This window comes from Citrobacter sp. Igbk 16 (assembly GCF_028069755.1).
Classification (GTDB): domain Bacteria; phylum Pseudomonadota; class Gammaproteobacteria; order Enterobacterales; family Enterobacteriaceae; genus Citrobacter.
The window spans coordinates 33,632-53,972 of sequence record NZ_JANEWJ010000010.1; the positions used below are offsets into that span (position 1 = coordinate 33,632).

At 52.3% G+C, this 20,341-nt stretch carries 17 protein-coding genes; 9 read left to right on the forward strand and 8 right to left on the reverse strand.

Annotated features, from left to right (window positions below):
* Positions 1-141: 141 nt before the first annotated feature.
* Positions 142-1,344, reverse strand: coding sequence for a nicotinate phosphoribosyltransferase (pncB, locus tag NNO03_RS08915; RefSeq protein WP_271449323.1), 1,203 nt, complete (start codon positions 1,342-1,344; stop codon positions 142-144).
* A gap of 265 nt (positions 1,345-1,609) precedes the next feature.
* Here pncB and pepN point away from each other — a divergent pair, with 265 nt between their 5' ends.
* Complete coding sequence (pepN, locus tag NNO03_RS08920; RefSeq protein ID WP_271449324.1) at positions 1,610-4,222, forward strand: aminopeptidase N; 2,613 nt, start codon at positions 1,610-1,612, stop codon at positions 4,220-4,222.
* A gap of 104 nt (positions 4,223-4,326) precedes the next feature.
* Here pepN and ssuB read toward each other — a convergent pair whose 3' ends face one another.
* The 5 genes from ssuB to ssuE are packed head-to-tail and all read right to left on the reverse strand — an operon-like array spanning position 4,327 to position 8,578.
* On the reverse strand, positions 4,327-5,094 hold the full coding sequence (gene ssuB, locus NNO03_RS08925) for an aliphatic sulfonates ABC transporter ATP-binding protein (protein WP_271449325.1): 768 nt from the start codon (positions 5,092-5,094) through the stop codon (positions 4,327-4,329).
* On the reverse strand, positions 5,091-5,882 hold the full coding sequence (ssuC, locus tag NNO03_RS08930; protein WP_271449326.1) for an aliphatic sulfonate ABC transporter permease SsuC: 792 nt from the start codon (positions 5,880-5,882) through the stop codon (positions 5,091-5,093). Before ssuC ends, ssuB begins: the two co-directional genes overlap by 4 nt.
* An 11-nt stretch (positions 5,883-5,893) precedes the next feature.
* Positions 5,894-7,039, reverse strand: a complete 1,146-nt coding sequence (gene ssuD, locus NNO03_RS08935) for an FMNH2-dependent alkanesulfonate monooxygenase (RefSeq protein ID WP_271449327.1) — start codon at positions 7,037-7,039, stop codon at positions 5,894-5,896.
* The gene (locus NNO03_RS08940; protein WP_271449328.1) at positions 7,036-8,010 is read right to left on the reverse strand and encodes a sulfonate ABC transporter substrate-binding protein; all 975 of its coding nucleotides are present in this window, start codon (positions 8,008-8,010) and stop codon (positions 7,036-7,038) included. The genes ssuD and NNO03_RS08940 overlap by 4 nt, the downstream gene beginning before the upstream one ends.
* Complete coding sequence (gene ssuE, locus NNO03_RS08945) at positions 8,003-8,578, reverse strand: NADPH-dependent FMN reductase (RefSeq protein WP_271449329.1); 576 nt, start codon at positions 8,576-8,578, stop codon at positions 8,003-8,005. Before ssuE ends, NNO03_RS08940 begins: the two co-directional genes overlap by 8 nt.
* A 242-nt stretch (positions 8,579-8,820) precedes the next feature.
* Here ssuE and pyrD point away from each other — a divergent pair, with 242 nt between their 5' ends.
* On the forward strand, positions 8,821-9,831 hold the full coding sequence (pyrD, locus tag NNO03_RS08950) for a quinone-dependent dihydroorotate dehydrogenase (protein ID WP_101742829.1): 1,011 nt from the start codon (positions 8,821-8,823) through the stop codon (positions 9,829-9,831).
* 166 nt (positions 9,832-9,997) lie between these two features.
* Positions 9,998-10,540 carry a cell division protein ZapC gene (gene zapC, locus NNO03_RS08955; protein ID WP_137382843.1) on the forward strand — a complete coding sequence of 181 codons (543 nt, stop codon included), beginning with the start codon at positions 9,998-10,000 and terminating at the stop codon, positions 10,538-10,540.
* On the opposite strand, the gene NNO03_RS08960 is transcribed toward zapC, so the two are convergent.
* Positions 10,537-11,643 carry a YcbX family protein gene (locus NNO03_RS08960; RefSeq protein ID WP_271449330.1) on the reverse strand — a complete coding sequence of 369 codons (1,107 nt, stop codon included), beginning with the start codon at positions 11,641-11,643 and terminating at the stop codon, positions 10,537-10,539. The genes zapC and NNO03_RS08960 overlap by 4 nt on opposite strands.
* A 98-nt stretch (positions 11,644-11,741) precedes the next feature.
* Here NNO03_RS08960 and rlmKL point away from each other — a divergent pair, with 98 nt between their 5' ends.
* The 6 genes from rlmKL (at position 11,742) to rmf (ending at position 19,666) form a co-directional block, all read left to right on the forward strand.
* Positions 11,742-13,850 carry a bifunctional 23S rRNA (guanine(2069)-N(7))-methyltransferase RlmK/23S rRNA (guanine(2445)-N(2))-methyltransferase RlmL gene (rlmKL, locus tag NNO03_RS08965; RefSeq protein ID WP_271449331.1) on the forward strand — a complete coding sequence of 703 codons (2,109 nt, stop codon included), beginning with the start codon at positions 11,742-11,744 and terminating at the stop codon, positions 13,848-13,850.
* Positions 13,851-13,862: 12 nt separating this feature from the next.
* On the forward strand, positions 13,863-15,770 hold the full coding sequence (locus NNO03_RS08970; protein WP_271449332.1) for an ABC transporter ATP-binding protein: 1,908 nt from the start codon (positions 13,863-13,865) through the stop codon (positions 15,768-15,770).
* Between the two features lie 14 nt (positions 15,771-15,784).
* Positions 15,785-17,038, forward strand: coding sequence for a membrane integrity-associated transporter subunit PqiA (gene pqiA / locus NNO03_RS08975; protein ID WP_271449333.1), 1,254 nt, complete (start codon positions 15,785-15,787; stop codon positions 17,036-17,038).
* Positions 17,039-17,042: 4 nt separating this feature from the next.
* Positions 17,043-18,683 carry an intermembrane transport protein PqiB gene (pqiB, locus tag NNO03_RS08980; protein WP_137382848.1) on the forward strand — a complete coding sequence of 547 codons (1,641 nt, stop codon included), beginning with the start codon at positions 17,043-17,045 and terminating at the stop codon, positions 18,681-18,683.
* Positions 18,680-19,243 (forward strand): membrane integrity-associated transporter subunit PqiC, encoded by a 564-nt coding sequence (gene pqiC, locus NNO03_RS08985; RefSeq protein WP_137382849.1) that lies wholly within the window; start codon positions 18,680-18,682, stop codon positions 19,241-19,243. Before pqiB ends, pqiC begins: the two co-directional genes overlap by 4 nt.
* Positions 19,244-19,498: 255 nt before the next feature.
* The gene (gene rmf / locus NNO03_RS08990) at positions 19,499-19,666 is read left to right on the forward strand and encodes a ribosome modulation factor (RefSeq protein WP_003035871.1); all 168 of its coding nucleotides are present in this window, start codon (positions 19,499-19,501) and stop codon (positions 19,664-19,666) included.
* Positions 19,667-19,786: 120 nt separating this feature from the next.
* On the opposite strand, the gene fabA is transcribed toward rmf, so the two are convergent.
* Positions 19,787-20,305: a bifunctional 3-hydroxydecanoyl-ACP dehydratase/trans-2-decenoyl-ACP isomerase gene (gene fabA, locus NNO03_RS08995; RefSeq protein ID WP_003035875.1), complete on the reverse strand. Its 519-nt coding sequence runs from the start codon at positions 20,303-20,305 to the stop codon at positions 19,787-19,789.
* Between the last annotated feature and the right edge of the window lie 36 nt (positions 20,306-20,341).

Here is a 20,341-nt window from a genome sequence, read left to right on the forward strand (position 1 = left end):
ATATATAAACACATGTCCACCCGTAATGGGGGGATACCTATGTTACCTGGCATCTGCAATCAGACAAGCAGAATTCGTAGCTGGAGTGAAAGATTTCGGAAATAAACGTGAAAAGGGAGCCAAAGTGGCTCCCTGGGAAGGCTAGCTGGCTTTTTTAATATGCGGAAGATCGAAGGCTTTACGCAGCGCACGAACAAATGCTTTATCGTGGCAAATGGTTTTGCCTGGACTATCTGACAACTTGGCTACCGGCTTACCGTTACATTCGACCAGCTTGATAACGATATTCAGCGGCTTCACTTGGGGGATATTACACGTCAGGCGTGTCCCGATACCAAAGCTCAGCTGCACGCGAGAAGAGAAGTGGCGATAGAGTTCAATCGCTTTATTCAGATCGAGGTTATCTGAGAACACCAGCGTTTTGCTTTGCGGGTCAATACCCAGTTTTTCATAATGGGCAATGGCTTTCTCACCCCATTCAACCGGATCGCCAGAGTCGTGGCGCAAACCCTGATAGCGGGTTGCAAACTCAACGCCAAAGTCGCGCAAAAACGCGTCCATAGTAATGCAATCGGTCAGGGCGATGCCGAGCTGGTCGGGATATTCGTTCAGCCAGGCGGCCAGGGCAACGCGCTGACTGGTCGCAAGCTCAGGGCTGATTTGCTGGTGTGCCTGGAACCATTCATGCGCCTGGGTTCCCATCGGCGTTAATGACAGACGACGGGCAAGATCGTAGTTGCTGGTGCCAACAAACCACGGTTCCTGCTGCAGACGCTGAACAATAGCTTGCTGCACTTCGCGTGAAAAACGACGACGCGTGCCGAAATCCATCAGATGGAAGCGGGACATGTCGACATCTTTCGTTAATGTAGTGAATTCTGCTAACTTGTTTTCCAGCTCAGCCAGTGCCTGCGGCACGCCAGATTCTGGCGAACGGTAACGGTGCACCAGTTCGCTAATTACCGCCAGCAGCGGGACTTCCCACATGATGACTTCACGCCATGGGCCGGTTAAGCGGATGTTCAGCTTACCGTTATCATTGGTGACGTGCACCTGTTCCGGGTTGTAGCGGAAATCACGTAACCAGGTGAGGTAATCAGCTTTAAAGAAAGGCAGGCCGGAGAGCCACTGGTACTCGTCCTCCTGAAGTCGCAGGTGCTGCATAGCGTTAACCTGCTCACGAATAGTGTCGGCATAAATACCGAGCAGGTCATCGCCACGGCAACGAAATTCAGCCGCTACTTGTACATCATAGTAGTGGTGAAAAACGGCTTGCTGCATATGCAACTTATAAGCGTCTGTATCCAGCAGCGAGTGCAGAACAGGAGAAGCGAATTGTGTCATAGGTGCGCAGTAGCATCCTCTCGCGGGAGCGTTTAGTACAATAAACAACTAAGAAAACCGCTGGAGTATACCCTGTTTAGCGATTTATTGAACCCCGATCACACCATAAGCTGTCTTTCTGGTCGAGTGCATTTCGTGCCGCGTGTTATTAAAATGTAGCAAAAAGGGTGTTTGTGCCTGAAAAGATGAACATTCTGCGTAGCGCGATTTACGCAACAGGAATAGACTGAAGCCGAGACTCTACAAAAGATGCTAAAGGTTTTTTATGACACAACAGCCACAAGCCAAATACCGTCACGACTATCGTGCACCGGATTACCAGATTACTGATATTGACTTGACCTTTGACCTGGATGCTGAAAAAACCGTGGTCACCGCAGTGAGCCAGGCTGTCCGTCATGGTGCGTCTGATGCTCCCCTTCGCCTGAATGGTGAAGATCTGACCCTGGTGTCAATCCACGTGAACGATGAACCGTGGGCAGAGTATAAAGAAGAAGAGGGTGCTCTGGTCATCAGCCACCTGCCGGAACGTTTTACGCTGCGTATCGTTAATGAAATCAGCCCAGCAGCTAACACCGCACTGGAAGGGCTGTATCAGTCCGGCGATGCGCTCTGTACGCAGTGCGAAGCGGAAGGGTTTCGCCATATTACCTGGTATCTCGACAGGCCGGACGTGCTGGCGCGTTTTACCACCAAAATTATTGCCGATAAAACCCGGTATCCATTCCTGCTCTCCAACGGTAACCGTGTTGCACAGGGCGAACTGGAAAATGGTCGCCACTGGGTGCAGTGGCAGGATCCATTCCCGAAACCGTGCTATCTGTTCGCGCTGGTCGCCGGTGATTTCGACGTGCTGAGCGATACCTTTACGACCCGCTCCGGGCGTGAAGTTGCGCTGGAATTATATGTAGACCGCGGCAACCTGGACCGTGCGCCATGGGCGATGACGTCGCTGAAAAATTCCATGAAATGGGATGAAGAGCGTTTTGGTCTGGAGTATGACCTCGATATCTACATGATCGTCGCCGTGGACTTCTTTAATATGGGGGCGATGGAGAATAAAGGTCTGAACATCTTTAACTCCAAATACGTGCTGGCGCGTACCGATACTGCCACCGACAAAGACTATCTCGATATTGAGCGCGTTATCGGTCACGAATATTTTCATAACTGGACCGGCAACCGCGTCACTTGTCGTGACTGGTTCCAGTTAAGCCTGAAAGAAGGGTTAACCGTATTCCGTGATCAGGAATTTAGCTCTGATCTTGGCTCTCGCGCGGTAAACCGTATTAGCAACGTGCGTACCATGCGCGGCATGCAGTTTGCTGAAGACGCCAGCCCGATGGCGCACCCAATTCGCCCGGATATGGTCATTGAAATGAACAACTTCTACACCCTGACCGTGTACGAAAAGGGCGCTGAAGTGATTCGTATGATCCATACCTTACTGGGGGAAGCGAATTTCCAGAAGGGAATGCAGCTTTACTTTGAACGTCATGATGGTAGCGCCGCGACCTGTGATGATTTTGTGCAGGCGATGGAAGATGCGTCGAACGTTGACCTTTCACATTTCCGCCGCTGGTACAGCCAGTCCGGTACGCCGATACTGACTGTGCGTGATGACTATAATCCGACAACGGAACAATATACGCTGACTATCAGCCAGCGTACGCCAGCCACGCCGGATCAGGCTGAAAAGCAGCCCTTGCATATTCCTTTTGCCCTTGAGTTGTATGACAACGAAGGCAAAGTGATCCCGCTACAAAAAGGCGGTCACCCGGTGAATTCCGTACTCAACGTGACCCAGGCAGAGCAGACGTTTGTTTTCGATAACGTTTATTTCCAGCCGGTTCCGGCACTGCTGTGTGAGTTCTCAGCGCCGGTGAAACTGGAATATAAATGGAGCGACCAGCAACTGACCTTCCTGATGCGTCATGCCCGCAATGATTTCTCTCGTTGGGATGCGGCTCAGAGCCTGTTGGCGACCTATATTAAGCTGAATGTTGCCCGACATCAGCAGGGGCAGCCGCTGTCACTGCCGGTACACGTTGCTGACGCATTCCGTGCGATTCTGCTCGATGAGAAAATCGATCCGGCACTGGCGGCAGAGATCCTGACGCTGCCTTCCGTCAACGAGATAGCTGAGCTGTTTGAGATTATCGATCCGGTGGCGATCGCTGAGGTACGTGAAGCGTTAACCCGCACGCTGGCTGCTGAACTGGCAGATGAATTCCTGGCTATTTATAACGCCAATCATCTCGATGAGTATCGCGTTGAGCATGCCGATATTGGCAAACGTACGCTGCGCAATGCCTGCCTGCGCTTCCTGGCTTTTGGGGAAACCCAACTGGCAGACGCCCTGGTGAGCAAGCAATACCGTGAAGCGAATAACATGACTGATGCGCTGGCAGCGCTGTCTGCGGCGGTCGCAGCACAGTTGCCGTGTCGTGACGCGCTGATGCAGGAATACGACGACAAATGGCATCATGACGGTCTGGTGATGGATAAATGGTTTATCCTGCAATCTACCAGCCCGGCAGATAACGTGCTGGAGACGGTACGTGGCCTGTTGAAGCATCGCTCCTTCAGTATGAGCAACCCGAACCGTATTCGTTCTCTGATTGGTGCCTTTGCGGGCAGTAACCCGGCGGCATTCCATGCGGAAGATGGTAGCGGCTATCAGTTCCTGGTCGACATGTTGACCGAACTGAACAGCCGAAATCCTCAGGTGGCATCTCGTTTGATTGAGCCGCTGATTCGCCTAAAACGCTATGATGCAAAACGTCAGGCGAAGATGCGGGCAGCGTTGGAACAGCTGAAAGGTCTGGAAAATCTCTCCGGCGATCTGTTCGAGAAAATTACCAAAGCGTTAGCCTGAGACGTTGACCTGTAGTGTTGTAGGCCGGATAAGGCGGTAACGCCGTTATCCGGCAAAATGCCCGGTGGCGCTCATACTTACCGGGCCTACAACGTCCTGAATGTTTATCCATGCAGTCGGATTGACTGTTCTGCCTCGCCACGCTGCATCACCCGATTCAACACTTCTGCCTCCAGTTCTGCCAGACGCGCCGAACCAATCCGACGTGGTCGTGCAATATCCACCGTTAAATCCAGCCCGATTTTTCCGTCCTCAATCAGCAAAACGCGATCGGCCATTGCCACCGCTTCACTAACGTCATGGGTGACCAGCAGTACGGTAAAGTCGTGCTCTTGCCATAAAGAGACAATCAGATCCTGCATCTCAAGACGGGTTAACGCATCCAGCGCGCCGAGCGGTTCATCCAGTAGAAGCAGGCCAGGGCGGTGAATTAATGCCCGTGCGAGGGCCACTCGCTGTTTTTGCCCGCCGGAAAGAGCGGCAGGCCATTCCTCCGCCCGGTTTTCCAGGCCAACAGCGGCCAGCGCATCACGGGCCGCATCGCGCCATTGGCCTTTCAGCCCCAGACCAACGTTATCAATAACCGTTTTCCATGGCAGCAGACGCGCATCCTGAAACATCATGCGCGTATCATCCTGAATCTCTGCCAACGGGGTGGTTCCGGCAAGTAATGCGCCTGAGGTGGGAGACTCCAGTCCTGCCAACAGACGCAGTAACGTGCTTTTACCTCCGCCGCTGCGGCCCACCACGGCGACAAATTGCCCCGCCGGAATATGCAGATCCAATTGATTCAGCACCGTATTGGCGGCGTATTTTTTTGTCACGGCGCTCAGTAAAAGCGGGGTACCCTGGTTCAAGCGAGCGGTATTCATACGGTAGCCTCCTTCACATGGTAAGCCGGGTTCCAGCGCAGCCAGACCCGCTCCAGCAATTGGGCGCTGACGTCGGCAAGTTTGCCGAGCAGGGCGTAGAGAATAATGGCCACCACGACCACATCGGTTTGCAGAAATTCGCGGGCATTCATCGCCAGATAGCCAATACCGGCATTGGCTGAAATGGTTTCCGCAACGATAAGCGTCAGCCACATCAGCCCAAGGGCGAAGCGTACGCCAACCATAATCGAGGGCAGGGCGCCGGGGAGGATCACATGGATAAACAGTGAAAAGCCGGACAATCCATAGCTGCGTGCCATCTCCACCAGGCCGCGATCGATATTGCGGATCCCGTGCCAGGTGTTGATGTAGATCGGGAACAGCGTGCCCAGGGCGACGAGAAAAATCTTGGCAGATTCATCAATGCCGAACCATAAAATCACCAGCGGGATCAGCGCCAGATGGGGAACGTTACGCAGCATCTGCACCGACGTATCCAGCAGGCGTTCTCCCCAGCGTGAAAGACCGCTAATCAGTCCCAGCGTCAGGCCAATCGATCCACCAATGGAGAATCCGACCAGTGCGCGCCAGGAGCTGATCGCCAGATGCTGCCAAAGCTCGCCGCTGGCGGAAAGCGTCCAGAAGGCTTCGACAACGCCCTCCGGGGAGGGCAGGATGCGGGTGGATAGCCAGCCCATTGACGAAGCTATCTGCCAGAACGCCACCAGACCTACCGGTAAAAACCAGGGTGCGAGGCGCAATAACCACCTGTTTTTCGGTGTTGTCATCAGCGTGCTCCTCAGCTTTGCGCGACCTTACGGGGAATAAATTCGTTAGCTACCGCTTCGCCTTGTTGGTGCAGGCGCTGTGGCTGTGGAATTTCAGGTATCGATACATCCAGATGCGGGAACAGTAGCTCGCCAACTTTGTACGCCTCTTCCAGATGCGGATACCCCGACAGCACAAAGCTGTCGATACCCAGCGCGGCGTACTCGTTTATGCGCGCTGCGACAGTAGGGCCGTCGCCGACCAGCGCGGTTCCGGCGCCGCCACGCACCAGCCCAACGCCTGCCCACAGGTTCGGGCTTATTTCCAGTTTGTCGCGTTTACCGTTGTGCAGCGCGGCCATCCGCTGTTGGCCAACCGAATCCGTTCTTGAGAAGGCGGCCTGGGCTTTGGCAATCGTGTCGTCATCCAGATGGGCTATCAGACGTTCCGCTGCCTGCCACGCCTCATCCGTCGTCTCCCGCACGATCACATGCAAACGAATACCAAAGCGGATCTTGCGTCCAAGCGCTGCCGCTTTGGCTCGCACTTGCTCAATCTTCTCTTTCACCTGTTCAGGCGGTTCGCCCCAGGTCAGATAGAGATCAACCTGCTCGGCAGCCAGGTCTTGCGCGACATCGGAAGAACCGCCGAAATAAAGTGGCGGCCAGGGTTGTTGTACGGGAGGAAAAAACAGCTTCGCGCCGCGGACGTGCATATGTTTGCCGTTGAAATCCACCGTTTCCCCCTGTAACAGCCGACGCCAGATCTGGGTGAATTCAGCAGAAGCTTCATAGCGCTCGGTGTGATCAAGAAACACGCCGTCGCCAGCCAGCTCCTGCGGATCGCTGCCGGTCACCAGGTTAAACAGCGCCCGGCCGTTAGAGAGTCTGTCGAGCGTTGCAGCCTGGCGTGCGGCAACCGTTGGCGAGGTTACGCTTGGACGCAGCGCGACCAAAAACTTGAGCCGCTGAGTAACAGGGATCATGGAGGCGGCTACCAGCCAGGCATCTTCACAGGAGCGACCGGTTGGGATCAAAACGCCGGTAAAACCCAGACGATCGGCGGCCTGTGCGATTTGCTGCAGATAGCCGTGATCGACCGGACGCGAGCCTTCTTCCGTTCCCAGATAATGACCGTCGCCGTGGGTAGGTAAAAACCAGAACATGTTCAGACTCATAATTTTGCTCCTGTCTGCTGAGTGGGTTGCCAGATACGCTGGCGAATATCGATTTTTTTCGGCAGCAACCGGTTGTCATAAAACAGATCGGCGGTTTGTTGTTGCAGGGTGGCAACAGAGGCGCTGACGGGCGAGATGGTCGTTGGCGGGCGGTGATCCAGATAAGACGCAATCACCGGCTCTGGCAGCCCCATGGTTTTGGCCAGCAGGGTAATACTTTGCTGGCGCTGGCTGAGGGTTAACGCATCGGCCTGGCTAAAGGTATCCAGCACGCCAAGAACAAACGCGCCATTTTTCTCGGCATAAGGACGTGCGGCGAGATAAAACGAACCGGTCTGTTTGAGGTCTGAGCCGTCTTTCAGCACGCGCACATCACCCTGCAGCAACGCGGCGGAATAGTAAGGATCCCAGATAGCCCACGCATCAACGTTACCTTGCTGGAAGGCTGCTCTGGCATCTGCGGGTGTCAGATATGTTGGTTGAATATCGGTAAATTTCAGCCCGGCCTGTTGTAAGGCTCGCAGCAGTAAATTGTGGGCGCTGGAACCTTTCTGGAAGGCGACTTTATGCCCTTTGAGCTGCGCAACGCTCTGGATCGGGCTGTTTTTGGGCACCAGAATCACTTCGGCTTTTGGTTTGGGCGGCTCGACGCCAACGTAAACCAGATCGGCTCCGGCGGCCTGGGCGAAAATCGGTGGAATGTCACCGGTACTGCCGAGATCGATACTGCCAATATTGAGTGCTTCCAGCATTTGCGGCCCTGCCGGAAACTCAATCCACGAGATTTTGGTCTGTGGGTAGCGTTTCTCCAGTAACTGATGGCTTTTTGCCAGCACCATACTGACGCTTCCTTTCTGGTAACCTATGCGCAGCGCGTCTGGTGCAGACTCTGCGGCATGGACGAGCGTTGAAAGTGACAGCAATCCGGTCAACGCCAACCACGGCGTGTGACGCTTGAGCAGATTAAGCATGGGCGGCACCTCGCAGAGCATTCAATTGAGGAAGTTGGACATCACGACGATGCAACGCCAGCCAGAAGGTGTCGAGCGCATTATCCAGACGCAGTTGCAGGTTGGGCGTAAACTGCGGTTTATGCTGATAATCAATCACCTGTGAATCATCAGCAAAAACACCGTGCAGGATTTCCTGGGCTTTTAACGCGCTCAGCACCGGCTTAAGCGCATAATCAACGGCCAATAAATGCGCAACGGTACCGCCTGTTGCCAGCGGCAAAACCACTTTGCCTTCCAGTGCGCGTTCAGGAAGCAGATCGAGCAACGTTTTCAACGCACCGGAGTAAGCTGCTTTGTAGACCGGTGTTGCCACAATCAATCCGTCGGCGTCGTGCAGTTGTTCGACTAAGGTTTTCAGCGCCGGGCTGTCGAAGCGCGCATAAATCAGGTCTTCTGGGGCAAAGTTGTGCAGATTCCAGTGACAGACTTCGACATCCTGACCGTTCAGTTTTTCTCGGGCGTATTCCAGTAACGCGCTGGAGCGAGAGGGGAAGCGTGGGCTTCCCGCCAGAGTAATGACGCGCATAATTCCAATCTCCCCTTATAACCAATTGTTCGCTTTTATTTAACATTGATAACAATTTGTGCAGTCTGGCAGAGAGATTTTGTTTATCGAAATGATTTATACGGGATAGAAAAGTTGAAAAATGAATAAAACGGCAGAAGCAGGAAAACGATTGCTATTTATTGCCGCAGGTCAATTCCCTTTTTGCTCGCGATCGCACATAATACGCCCCCGGTTTGCACACCGGGAATCCAGGAGAGTTCATGTACTACCCCTTCGTTCGTAAAGCCCTTTTTCAGCTCGATCCTGAGCGCGCTCATGAATTGACATTCCAGCAATTACGTCGCATTACCGGCACGCCGCTTGAAGCGCTTGTCCGGCAGAAAGTACCCGCAAAACCGGTTACCTGTATGGGGCTGACGTTTAAAAACCCGCTCGGTCTTGCTGCCGGACTGGATAAAGACGGGGAGTGCATTGATGCACTTGGGGCGATGGGATTCGGCTCAATTGAAATCGGTACTGTGACGCCGCGTCCGCAGCCGGGTAACGATAAACCGCGTCTGTTCCGTCTGGTCGATGCAGAAGGTTTGATCAACCGTATGGGGTTTAATAACCTGGGCGTTGATAACCTGGTGGAGAACGTCAAAAAATCGCATTTTGACGGTATCCTGGGGATTAATATTGGTAAGAATAAAGATACCCCGGTAGAGAATGGCAAAGATGACTATCTGATTTGTATGGAAAAAGTCTATGCTTATGCCGGTTATATTGCGATTAATATCTCTTCACCAAATACTCCGGGGCTGCGTACGCTACAATACGGCGAGGCGCTGGATGATCTGCTGACGGCTATTAAAAATAAGCAAAACGATCTCCAGGCGATCCACCATAAATATGTGCCGGTGGCGGTAAAGATCGCGCCGGATCTTTCTGTGGAAGAACTGATCCAGGTTGCTGACAGTTTAGTTCGTCATAATATTGATGGTGTAATTGCAACCAACACCACTCTCGATCGTTCTCTCGTTCAGGGAATGAAAAATTGCGATCAAATGGGTGGCCTGAGCGGTCGACCATTGCAATTAAAAAGTACAGAAATTATTCGTCAGTTGTCTCAGGAATTAAAAGGGCAGTTGCCGATTATTGGTGTTGGCGGGATCGACTCGGTGATTGCCGCACGGGAAAAAATGGCTGCCGGTGCTTCACTGGTACAGATTTATTCGGGATTTATTTTTAAAGGTCCGCCGTTGATTAAAGAAATCGTCAGCAATATCTGATCTATGCCTTAATCCGACAACCAGGGCTTTATTTCTAGCCCTGGTTGTTTTATATTCCTTTACTGTTGCTTATTTAAACATTCTGAGCTTTTATTATTAGGGCAATAAACGAAGCGGCAAAAGGATTGTGTCGTAATGGCGATGATTAAGGAAAGGAGAGAAACTGATGCGAATTAAACCCGACGATAACTGGCGCTGGTATTATGATGAAGAGCACGATCGAATGATGCTCGATTTAGCCAACGGCATGTTATTCCGCTCGCGTTTTGCGCGCAAAATGCTCACGCCTGATGCATTTTCTCCGTCTGGTTTTTGTGTCGATGACGCTGCGCTTTATTTCTCCTTCGAAGAAAAATGCCGTTACCTGGATTTAGCTAAAGAACAAAAAGCGGAACTGGTGCTAAATGCGCTGGTGGCGATTCGGTATCTTAAACCGCAAATGCCAAAAAGCTGGCACTTTGTTGCGCACGGCGTGAACTGGTCGCCAGTGGTCGGTGACGCTGCCTGTGTTTATTTGAGCGATACTGAAGAACAGGTAAATCTGTTAGTGGTAGAGCCGGGTGAAAATGCCGCACTGTGTTTGCTTGCACAGCCGGGCGTGGTCATTGCCGGTCGCACCATGCAACTTGGCGATGCGATTAAAATCATGAATGACAGACTGAAACCGCAGGCAATTGTCGACAGTTTCAGCCTTGAGCAGGCGGTCTAACTTTCCAGCCTGATTGCCGTTTTGGGTACACAACTGCAGCAAAGAATCGTTCCGTCATCGCCAATCGCTGATTTTTTCAGTGGGTTGACTTCGCCTTCTACCAGCCGAATCCGGCAGCATCCACAAATTCCCGCACGACACGAGTAGGGAACACGGATCCCCTGGTTTTCAAGTTGTTCCAGCAATACCTGCTGATTATTTCCGCGAAACGTTTGACCTTGCCAGTCAATCATCACTGTTGCATCGGGTTGTTGTTGCAAAGCGGTATCATCAGATTCCGCCGCGCCGTACAGCCGGGCGGGTCCGGTTGCCAGTATTTCTACTTCATCACCCACACGAATTACGCCGCTATTACGGGCGATGAGATTCTGGCCGAAATCGACATCACCGTTGTCTGGCGCTGTACGAAAGGTTTGCAGCGTTGCCAGTGGCTCTCCGGATGGATGTTTCTGACCTTTCTCTGGGCTGACGGTAGTGAAAATACAGCGACTACAGGGTTTAGCCACGTCAAAGATAACGTCGCCGATGCGTATCACTTTCCAGGTATCTTCTTCCCAGGCGCTAGCACCTACAACCACCAGGTTGGGGCGAAACTGTTCCATTTTGATGCTGGCCGGGCAGCGCTGCTGCAGATCGCGCAGAGAGGCCTCGTTTGTCAGGAGATAGGGAAAACCATCGGCAAAAGATAACGGTACGCCATCGTGCCGCTTTACCCGACGCGTCAGTTGTGGGCCAACCCAACGTAACTGCACATCACGGGAAAAGAAACCACTGATCCAGCGATTGATATCCGCTGGTGCGACCCGTGCGGTAAAATGGTTTCCCCACACTTCTGTAGGTGCATCCTGCGTGGAGAAGTCGGCAAAGCGCACTAACGCACTGCTGCCGTCTGGCGCGGTAAGATGTAGGCCGTCATGGAATGGCGACGGGGTAAAACGGACCATTTGCGGGAACTGTCGGGCGGTGATGAACGTTCCGTCAGGTTCAGTGATCATAAATATGCGATCAAAGGCAAGGCCGCTGATATCTGCCAGGGCGTGCGTTAGCCCAATGCCGCGCATTGATTTAACCGGATGGATAAAAAGTCGGGTTAACGTGACCACTGTACAGCCCCTCGAATGAAAATAAGCCTTCAACTTTATGACATACAGCCCATATTAGCTATAATGCGCAGCAATTTTCTCGGAGTAAAAGTGACATTATGAATTCTCTGTTTGCCAGTACGGCCCGCGGGCTGGAAGAGCTGTTAAAAACTGAACTGGAAAACCTCGGCGCATTGGAGTGTCAGGTCGTTCAGGGTGGGGTCCATTTTAAGGGCGACACGCGGCTTGTTTACCAGAGCCTGATGTGGAGCCGCCTGGCCTCGCGCATTATCCTGCCGATGGGAGAGTGCAAGGTCTATAGCGATCTTGATCTGTACCTCGGTGTTCAGGCAATCGACTGGACAGAGATATTTAATCCTGGTGCCACCTTTGCCGTGCATTTTAGCGGGCTGAACGAGACGATTCGTAATAGCCAGTACGGTGCACTGAAAGTAAAGGATGCGATTGTCGATGCCTTTACTCGTAAAAACCTGCCGCGTCCGAACGTAGATCGTGAATCACCCGATCTGCGCATTAACGTTTGGCTGAACAAAGATACTGCCAGCATCGCGCTCGATCTGAGCGGAGACGGCCTGCATCAGCGTGGTTATCGTGATCGTGCGGGTCAGGCACCGATTAAAGAGACGCTGGCGGCCGCCATTGTGATGCGTTCAGGCTGGCAGCCGGGTACGCCGCTGCTCGATCCGATGTGTGGTTCCGGTACGTTGCTGATTGAAGCCGCAATGTGGGCAACCGATCGCGCGCCTGGTCTGCACCGTGGGTACTGGGGGTTCAGTGGCTGGGCTCAGCATGATGAAACCGTCTGGCAAGAAGTGAAAGCTGAAGCACAGGTGCGTGCGCGCAAAGGGTTGGCGGACTATACCTCGCACTTCTATGGATCAGATAGCGATGCCCGCGTGATTGAAAAAGCGCGCAGTAACGCCCGCCGTGCCGGTATTGCCGATCTGATGACGTTTGAAGTCAAAGATGTCGCCAAACTGAGCAACCCGTTGCCGAAAGGACCTTACGGTACTGTTATCAGCAACCCACCCTACGGCGAGCGTCTGGACAGTGAACCGGCATTGATTGCTCTGCACAGCCTGCTGGGACGCACGATGAAAAACCAGTTTGGCGGCTGGAATCTGTCGCTGTTCAGTGCATCACCCGATTTGCTCAGCAGTCTGCAATTGCGCGCGGACAAACAGTTTAAAGCGAAAAATGGCCCGCTGGACTGTGTACAGAAAAACTATCACGTTGCAGAAACGACCGCTGACAGTAAACCTGCAACAGTGGCGGAAGATTATGCCAACCGCCTGCGTAAGAATATTAAGAAGTTGGAAAAATGGGCTCGTCAGGAAGGGATTGAATGCTATCGCCTGTACGATGCTGATCTGCCGGAATATAACGTTGCGGTTGACCGCTATGGCGACTGGGTTGTGGTTCAGGAATATGCGCCGCCGAAGACGGTTGATGCGCATAAAGCACGTCAGCGCCTGTTCGATATTATTGCTGCAACGCTGTCGGTACTGGATATTGCGCCGAACAAACTGGTGCTGAAAACCCGTGAGCGTCAGAAAGGGAAGAACCAATACCAGAAGATGAACGAGAAGGGAGAGTTCATTGAGGTGAGCGAGTATAACGCACGCCTGTGGGTCAACCTGACCGATTATCTGGATACTGGCCTGTTCCTTGATCACCGTATTGCACGCCGCATGTTGGGGCAGATGAGCGAAGGGAAAGACTTCCTTAACCTGTTCTCCTATACCGGTAGCGCGAGTGTACATGCCGGATTGGGTGGCGCGCGCAGCACTACAACGGTAGATATGTCGCGTACCTATCTGGAATGGGCAGAGCGTAACCTGCGACTGAACGGGCTAAGCGGACGTGCGCACCGCTTAATTCAGGCTGATTGCTTGGGCTGGCTGCGTGATGCCAATGAACAGTTTGATCTGATCTTCATTGATCCGCCGACGTTCTCAAACTCTAAGCGTATGGAAGACTCGTTTGATGTGCAGCGCGATCATCTGGCGCTAATGAAAGATCTGAAACGTCTGCTACGCAAAGACGGCACGATTATGTTCTCCAACAACAAACGTGGATTCCGTATGGATCTCGACGGTCTGGCTGAACTGGGATTGAAAGCACAAGAAATTACCCAAAAAACGCTTTCCCAGGACTTTGCCCGTAACCGTCAGATCCACAATTGCTGGCTGATTACCTCAGCCTGAAAGGAAAAATAAATGTCATTGATCAGTATGCATGGTGCATGGCTGTCGTTCAGCGATGCGCCACTTCTTGATAATGCAGAATTGCATATCGAGGATAACGAACGCGTCTGTCTGGTAGGCCGTAACGGTGCGGGCAAATCGACGCTGATGAAGATCCTGAACCGTGAGCAGGGTCTTGACGACGGGCGTATTATTTATGAGCAGGATCTGATTGTAGCGCGTCTGCAACAGGATCCGCCGCGCAATGTCGAAGGCAGCGTATATGATTTCGTTGCGGAAGGCATTGCAGAGCAGGCGGTGTATCTCAAGCGTTACCACGATATCTCGCATCTGGTGATCACCGATCCGAGTGATAAAAACCTGCAGGAACTGGCGAAGGTTCAGGAACAGCTGGATCACCACAATCTGTGGCAGCTGGAAAGCCGTATCAACGAAGTACTTGAACAGCTTGGGCTGGAGCCAGACATGGAGCTGGCATCGCTTTCCGGCGGCTGGCTGCGTAAAGCCGCGCTGGGCCGGGCGTTAGTCAGCAATCCGCGCATATTGCTGCTGGATGAACCGACCAACCACCTGGATATTGAAACCATCGACTGGCTGGAAGGGTTCCTGAAAACCTTTAACGGCACGATCATTTTTATCTCCCACGACCGTTCGTTTATTCGCAATATGGCAACGCGCATTGTCGATCTCGATCGCGGCAAGCTGGTGACCTATCCGGGTAATTACGATCAGTACCTGCTGGAAAAAGAAGAAGCGCTGCGGGTAGAAGAGCTACAGAATGCGGAGTTTGACCGCAAACTGGCGCAGGAAGAAGTCTGGATCCGTCAGGGTATTAAGGCGCGTCGTACCCGCAATGAAGGTCGTGTGCGTGCGCTGAAGGCCATGCGTCGGGAGCGCGGTGAGCGTCGTGAAGTGATGGGTACGGCGAAGATGCAGGTTGAAGAAGCGAGCCGCTCAGGCAAGATTGTCTTCGAAATGGAGAATGTTGATTACCAGGTTGACGGGAAGCAACTGGTAAAAGATTTCTCCGCGCAGGTGCAGCGCAGCGACAAAATTGCCTTAATTGGACCTAACGGCTGCGGCAAAACGACGCTGCTTAAGCTGATGCTGGGACAATTGCAGGCTGACAGTGGTCGCATCCACGTCGGGACCAAGCTGGAAGTTGCCTATTTCGACCAGCACCGTGCTGAACTGGATCCGGATAAAACCGTGATGGATAACCTTGCCGAAGGTAAGCAAGAGGTGATGGTGAACGGTAAGCCGCGCCATGTGCTGGGCTATCTTCAGGACTTCCTGTTCCATCCGAAACGCGCGATGACGCCGGTACGTGCATTGTCTGGCGGGGAACGCAACCGCCTGCTGTTGGCGCGTCTTTTCCTGAAACCCAGCAACCTCTTGATTCTCGATGAACCCACCAACGATCTCGACGTCGAAACGCTGGAACTGCTCGAAGAGTTGATTGACGGTTATCAGGGGACCGTATTGCTGGTAAGCCACGACCGTCAGTTTGTTGACAATACGGTTACCGAGTGCTGGATTTTTGAAGGTGGCGGCAAGATTGGTCGTTATGTGGGCGGTTATCATGACGCACGTGGCCAACAAACACAGTATGTGGCGTTAAAACAACCCGTTGAGAAAAAAACTGAGGAAACTGTTGCACCTAAAGCAGAAATTGTAAAACGCGGCACAAGCAAACTAAGCTATAAACTACAGCGCGAACTGGAGCAGCTTCCTGCATTGCTGGAATCGTTGGAAGCTAAGCTGGAAACATTACAAGCTCAGGTGGCTGATGCCTCATTTTTCAGTCAACCGCATGAGCAAACGCAGCAGGTATTAGCTAATCTGAACGAAGCGGAACAAGAACTTGAGCAAGCCTTTGAGCGCTGGGAGTATCTTGAGTCTTTAAAGAATGGCGCATAATTAAAGGAGCACATATGTGCGAACATCACCATGCCGCGAAGCATATTTTGTGCTCGCAGTGTGACATGCTGGTGGCGCTTCCTCGCCTTGAGCATGGTCAGAAAGCGGCATGTCCACGATGTGGCACTACGTTAACTGTTGAATGGGACGCACCAAGGCAGCGTCCCACCGCCTATGTTTTAGCGGCACTTTTTATGCTGCTTTTGTCCAACCTGTTTCCCTTTGTGAATATGAATGTCGCAGGGGTGAGCAGCGAAGTGACGTTGCTGGAAATCCCCAGTGTTCTTTTTTCGGAAGACTATGCCAGTCTCGGCACTTTCTTTTTGCTCTTCGTGCAACTGGTTCCCGCTTTTTGCCTGCTGACTATTTTACTGCTGGTGAATCGGGTTGAGATGCCGGGGCGGCTCAAAGCGCGGTTAGCGCGCGTCTTGTTCCAGTTAAAAAGCTGGGGAATGGCGGAAATCTTCCTCGCGGGCGTGCTGGTCAGTTTTGTTAAGCTCATGGCCTATGGCGATATCGGTGTGGGCAGTAGTTTCATCCCGTGGTGCTTCTTTTGCCTTCTCCAGCTACGCGCATTCCAGTGTGTTGATCGTCGCTGGCTGTGGGATGATATTGCGCCGATGCCGGCTATCAAACAGGTCTTAACGCCAGGTGTACCCGGTATCCGGCAAGGATTGCGTTCCTGCTCCTGTTGCACAGCTATTCTTCCGGCTGAAGAGTTGGTGTGTCCGCGCTGTCAAACGAAAGGCTATGTGCGTCGTAAAAACAGTTTGCAATGGACACTGGCATTACTGTTCACGTCGATCATGCTTTATCTTCCCGCCAATATTCTGCCGATTATGATCACCGATTTGCTCGGGTCAAAGCTGCCGTCAACCATCCTTGAGGGTGTGGTTTTAATCTGGAGCGAAGGTTCTTATCCTGTGGCTGCGGTTATCTTTATCGCCAGTATTCTGGTGCCGACGTTGAAAATGATCGCTATCGCCTGGCTATGCTGGGATGCCAAAGGGCATGGCAAACGCGACAGCGAACGTATGCACCTGATTTATGAGGTGGTGGAATTTGTCGGTCGCTGGTCAATGATCGACGTTTTTGTTATTGCGGTGCTCTCAGCGCTGGTGCGTATGGGAGGGTTGATGAACATTTATCCTGCAATGGGTGCTTTGATGTTTGCTTTAGTCGTCATTATGACAATGTTTTCTGCGATGACGTTTGATCCACGTCTGTCGTGGGACCGTGAACCAGAACCAGGCCATGAGGAGTCCTGACAGCATGGAATCTAAAAGTGGGGAAGCCAAAGTGCAGAAGGTAAAAAACTGGTCGCCCGTGTGGATATTTCCGATCGTCACTGCACTCATTGGCGCATGGGTTCTGTTTTACCACTACAGCCATCAGGGGCCGGAAGTCACGTTGATTACGACCAATGCCGAAGGTATTGAAGGGGGTAAAACGACGATTAAAAGCCGTAGTGTGGATGTCGGCGTGGTTGAAAGCGCTACCCTGACGGATGATTTGACCCATGTGGAAATTAAAGCACGTCTCAATTCCGGGATGGAAAAGCTGCTGCATAAAGATTCGGTCTTTTGGGTGGTGAAGCCGCAAGTGGGACGTGAAGGTATCAGTGGCCTGGGAACGCTGTTGTCCGGGGCATATATTGAGCTGCAACCCGGTAATAAAGGCAGCAAGCTGGAAAATTACCAATTGCTCGATTCTCCACCGCTGGCACCGCCTGATGCAAAAGGGATCCGCGTGATCCTGGACAGTAAAAAAGCAGGACAATTGAGTCCGGGTGACCCGGTTCTGTTCCGTGGATATCGCGTGGGCTCGGTTGAGACCAGTACGTTTGATGCGCAAAAACGTACGATCAGTTACCAGCTTTTCATCAATGCGCCAAACGATCGACTGGTAACCAGTAATGTCCGTTTCTGGAAGGACAGCGGTATTGCCGTCGATCTCACTTCGGCGGGTATGCGAGTGGAAATGGGCTCGCTCACCACGCTGTTTGGCGGCGGAGTCAGCTTTGACGTACCGGAAGGGCTGGAACAAGGCCAACCGGTTGAACAGCACTCCTCTTTTAATCTGTATGACGATCAAAAAAGTATTCAGGATTCCTTGTATACCGATCACATTGATTACCTGATGTTCTTCAAGGACTCAATTCGTGGTCTGCAGCCGGGGGCGCCGTTGGAGTTCCGTGGCATACGCCTGGGTACCGTAAGTAAAGTGCCTTTCTTTGCGCCAAATATGCGCCAGGTATTTAACAACGATTACCGCATTCCTGTTCTGGTGCGTATCGAACCTGAACGGCTGAAAGCGCAGTTGGGTGAAGACACCGATGTGGGGGCTCATCTTGCTGAGTTGCTCAAACGTGGACTGAGAGGGTCATTGAAGACGGGGAACCTGGTGACCGGCGCGCTGTATGTCGATCTCGACTTTTACCCGAAAGAGCCGCCAATTACAGGAGTGCGCGAGTTTAATGGTTATCAAATTATTCCGACAGTGAGCGGCGGTCTGGCGCAGATTCAGCAGCGTCTGATGGAAGCGTTGGATAAGATTAATAGTCTACCGCTGAACCCGATGATTGAGCAGGCAACCAATACGCTGTCGGAAAGCCAGCGCACGATGAAGCATCTGCAAACTACGCTGGATAACATGAATAAGATCACGTCCAGCCAGTCGATGCAGCAGCTTCCTGCGGATATGCAGAATACGTTGCGTGAACTGAATCGCAGCATGCAGGGCTTCCAGCCGGGTTCTGCGGCCTACAACAAGATGGTGGCAGATATGCAGCGTCTTGATCAGGTACTGCGTGAGCTGCAGCCGGTTCTGAAAACGCTGAACGACAAGAGCAACGCGCTGGTGTTTGAAGCGAAGGACAAAAAAGATCCAGAGCCGAAGAGGGCGAAACAATGAAAAAGTGGCTAGTGGTGATGATGGCGGTCTGGCTGACGTCATGCAGCTCCAGCGGAGAGAATAAAAGCTATTATCAGCTCCCCATTGCGCAAGGGGGGGTACAAAGTTCAGCTAATCAGGGCAACCGCCTGCTGTGGGTTGAACAGGTTGCAGTACCTGATTACCTGGCGGGGAATGGTGTGGTGTACCAGACCAGTGATGTGAAGTATGTAATAGCGAATAACAATCTCTGGGCCAGCCCACTGGATCAGCAGTTGCGTAATACCCTTGTCGCAAATCTCAGTATGCAACTTCCTGGCTGGGTGGTTGCATCTCAACCGTTGGGAAGCACCCAGGATACGCTTAACGTGACGGTGACAGGCTTTCACGGACGTTACGATGGCAAAGTGATTGTCAGCGGTGAATGGCTGCTTAATCACCAGGGGCAATTAATCAAGCGTCCGTTCCATATCGAAGTTGTACAGACGCAGGATGGCTACGATGAAATGGTGAAAGTTCTGGCCAGCGCCTGGAGTCAGGAAGCGACGGCAATCGCACAAGAGCTGAAACGCATTCCATAAGCTTAAATAATTGTAAATTATGCCGCCTCAGGCTCATTGTCAGAGGCGGTTTTTTTATTTTTTTAGTGGTTGAGGTAGCTGTTCTGACAGAGAATTTTTGTACAAATGATTTACCAGCTAGCTCACAAATATGACACTGGCGTGAATTTTGCGCATTGACGAGCCTGATGTTTAGGGGTATTCGTTTAGTGTGATTGCACACTTAGTAATCACTGTTTTCTTTTCCACCAGACCCAAAAATGAGGGAAACGAGGCATGAAGAGACAAAAACGAGATCGCCTGGAACGGGCACATCAACGTGGATATCAGGCCGGCATTGCCGGACGCTCAAAAGAAATGTGTCCCTATCAGACGCTGAATCAGAGGTCATACTGGCTGGGAGGCTGGCGAGAAGCCATGGGGGATAGGGTTTTAATGGCCTGATTCTGTCTCTTTAGATAAAAGAAACCTCCGCAGAGCGGAGGTTTCGCCTTTTGTAGTCCGGCAAATTAACGTACGCGGTCATTCGGCCATGTCGCACACCAGATCTACAGATGTCTGCAATTAGAACGCCGAGGTGTCCTGGAACAGACCCACTTTCAGATCATTTGCGGTGTAGATCAGACGACCATCAACCAGCACTTCACCATCAGCCAGACCCATGATCAGGCGGCGGTTAACGATGCGTTTGAAGTGAATGCGGTAGGTGACTTTCTTCGCGGTCGGCAGAACCTGACCTGTGAATTTCACTTCGCCCACGCCCAGCGCACGGCCTTTACCTTCGCCGCCCAACCAGCCGAGATAGAATCCAACCAGCTGCCACATGGCATCCAGACCCAGGCAACCTGGCATTACCGGATCGCCGATAAAATGGCATCCGAAGAACCACAGGTCCGGGTTGATGTCCAGTTCAGCTTCCACATAACCTTTGTCAAAGTTGCCGCCGGTTTCGGTCATCTTGATGACACGATCCATCATCAGCATGCTTGGTGCTGGCAGTTGTGGGCCTTTAGCACCAAACAGCTCACCGCGACCAGAGGCAAGAAGGTCTTCTTTTGTATAGGATTCGCGTTTATCTACCATGTTCTCTGTAAGCCTTATTTTATTGAAGCACGCAGG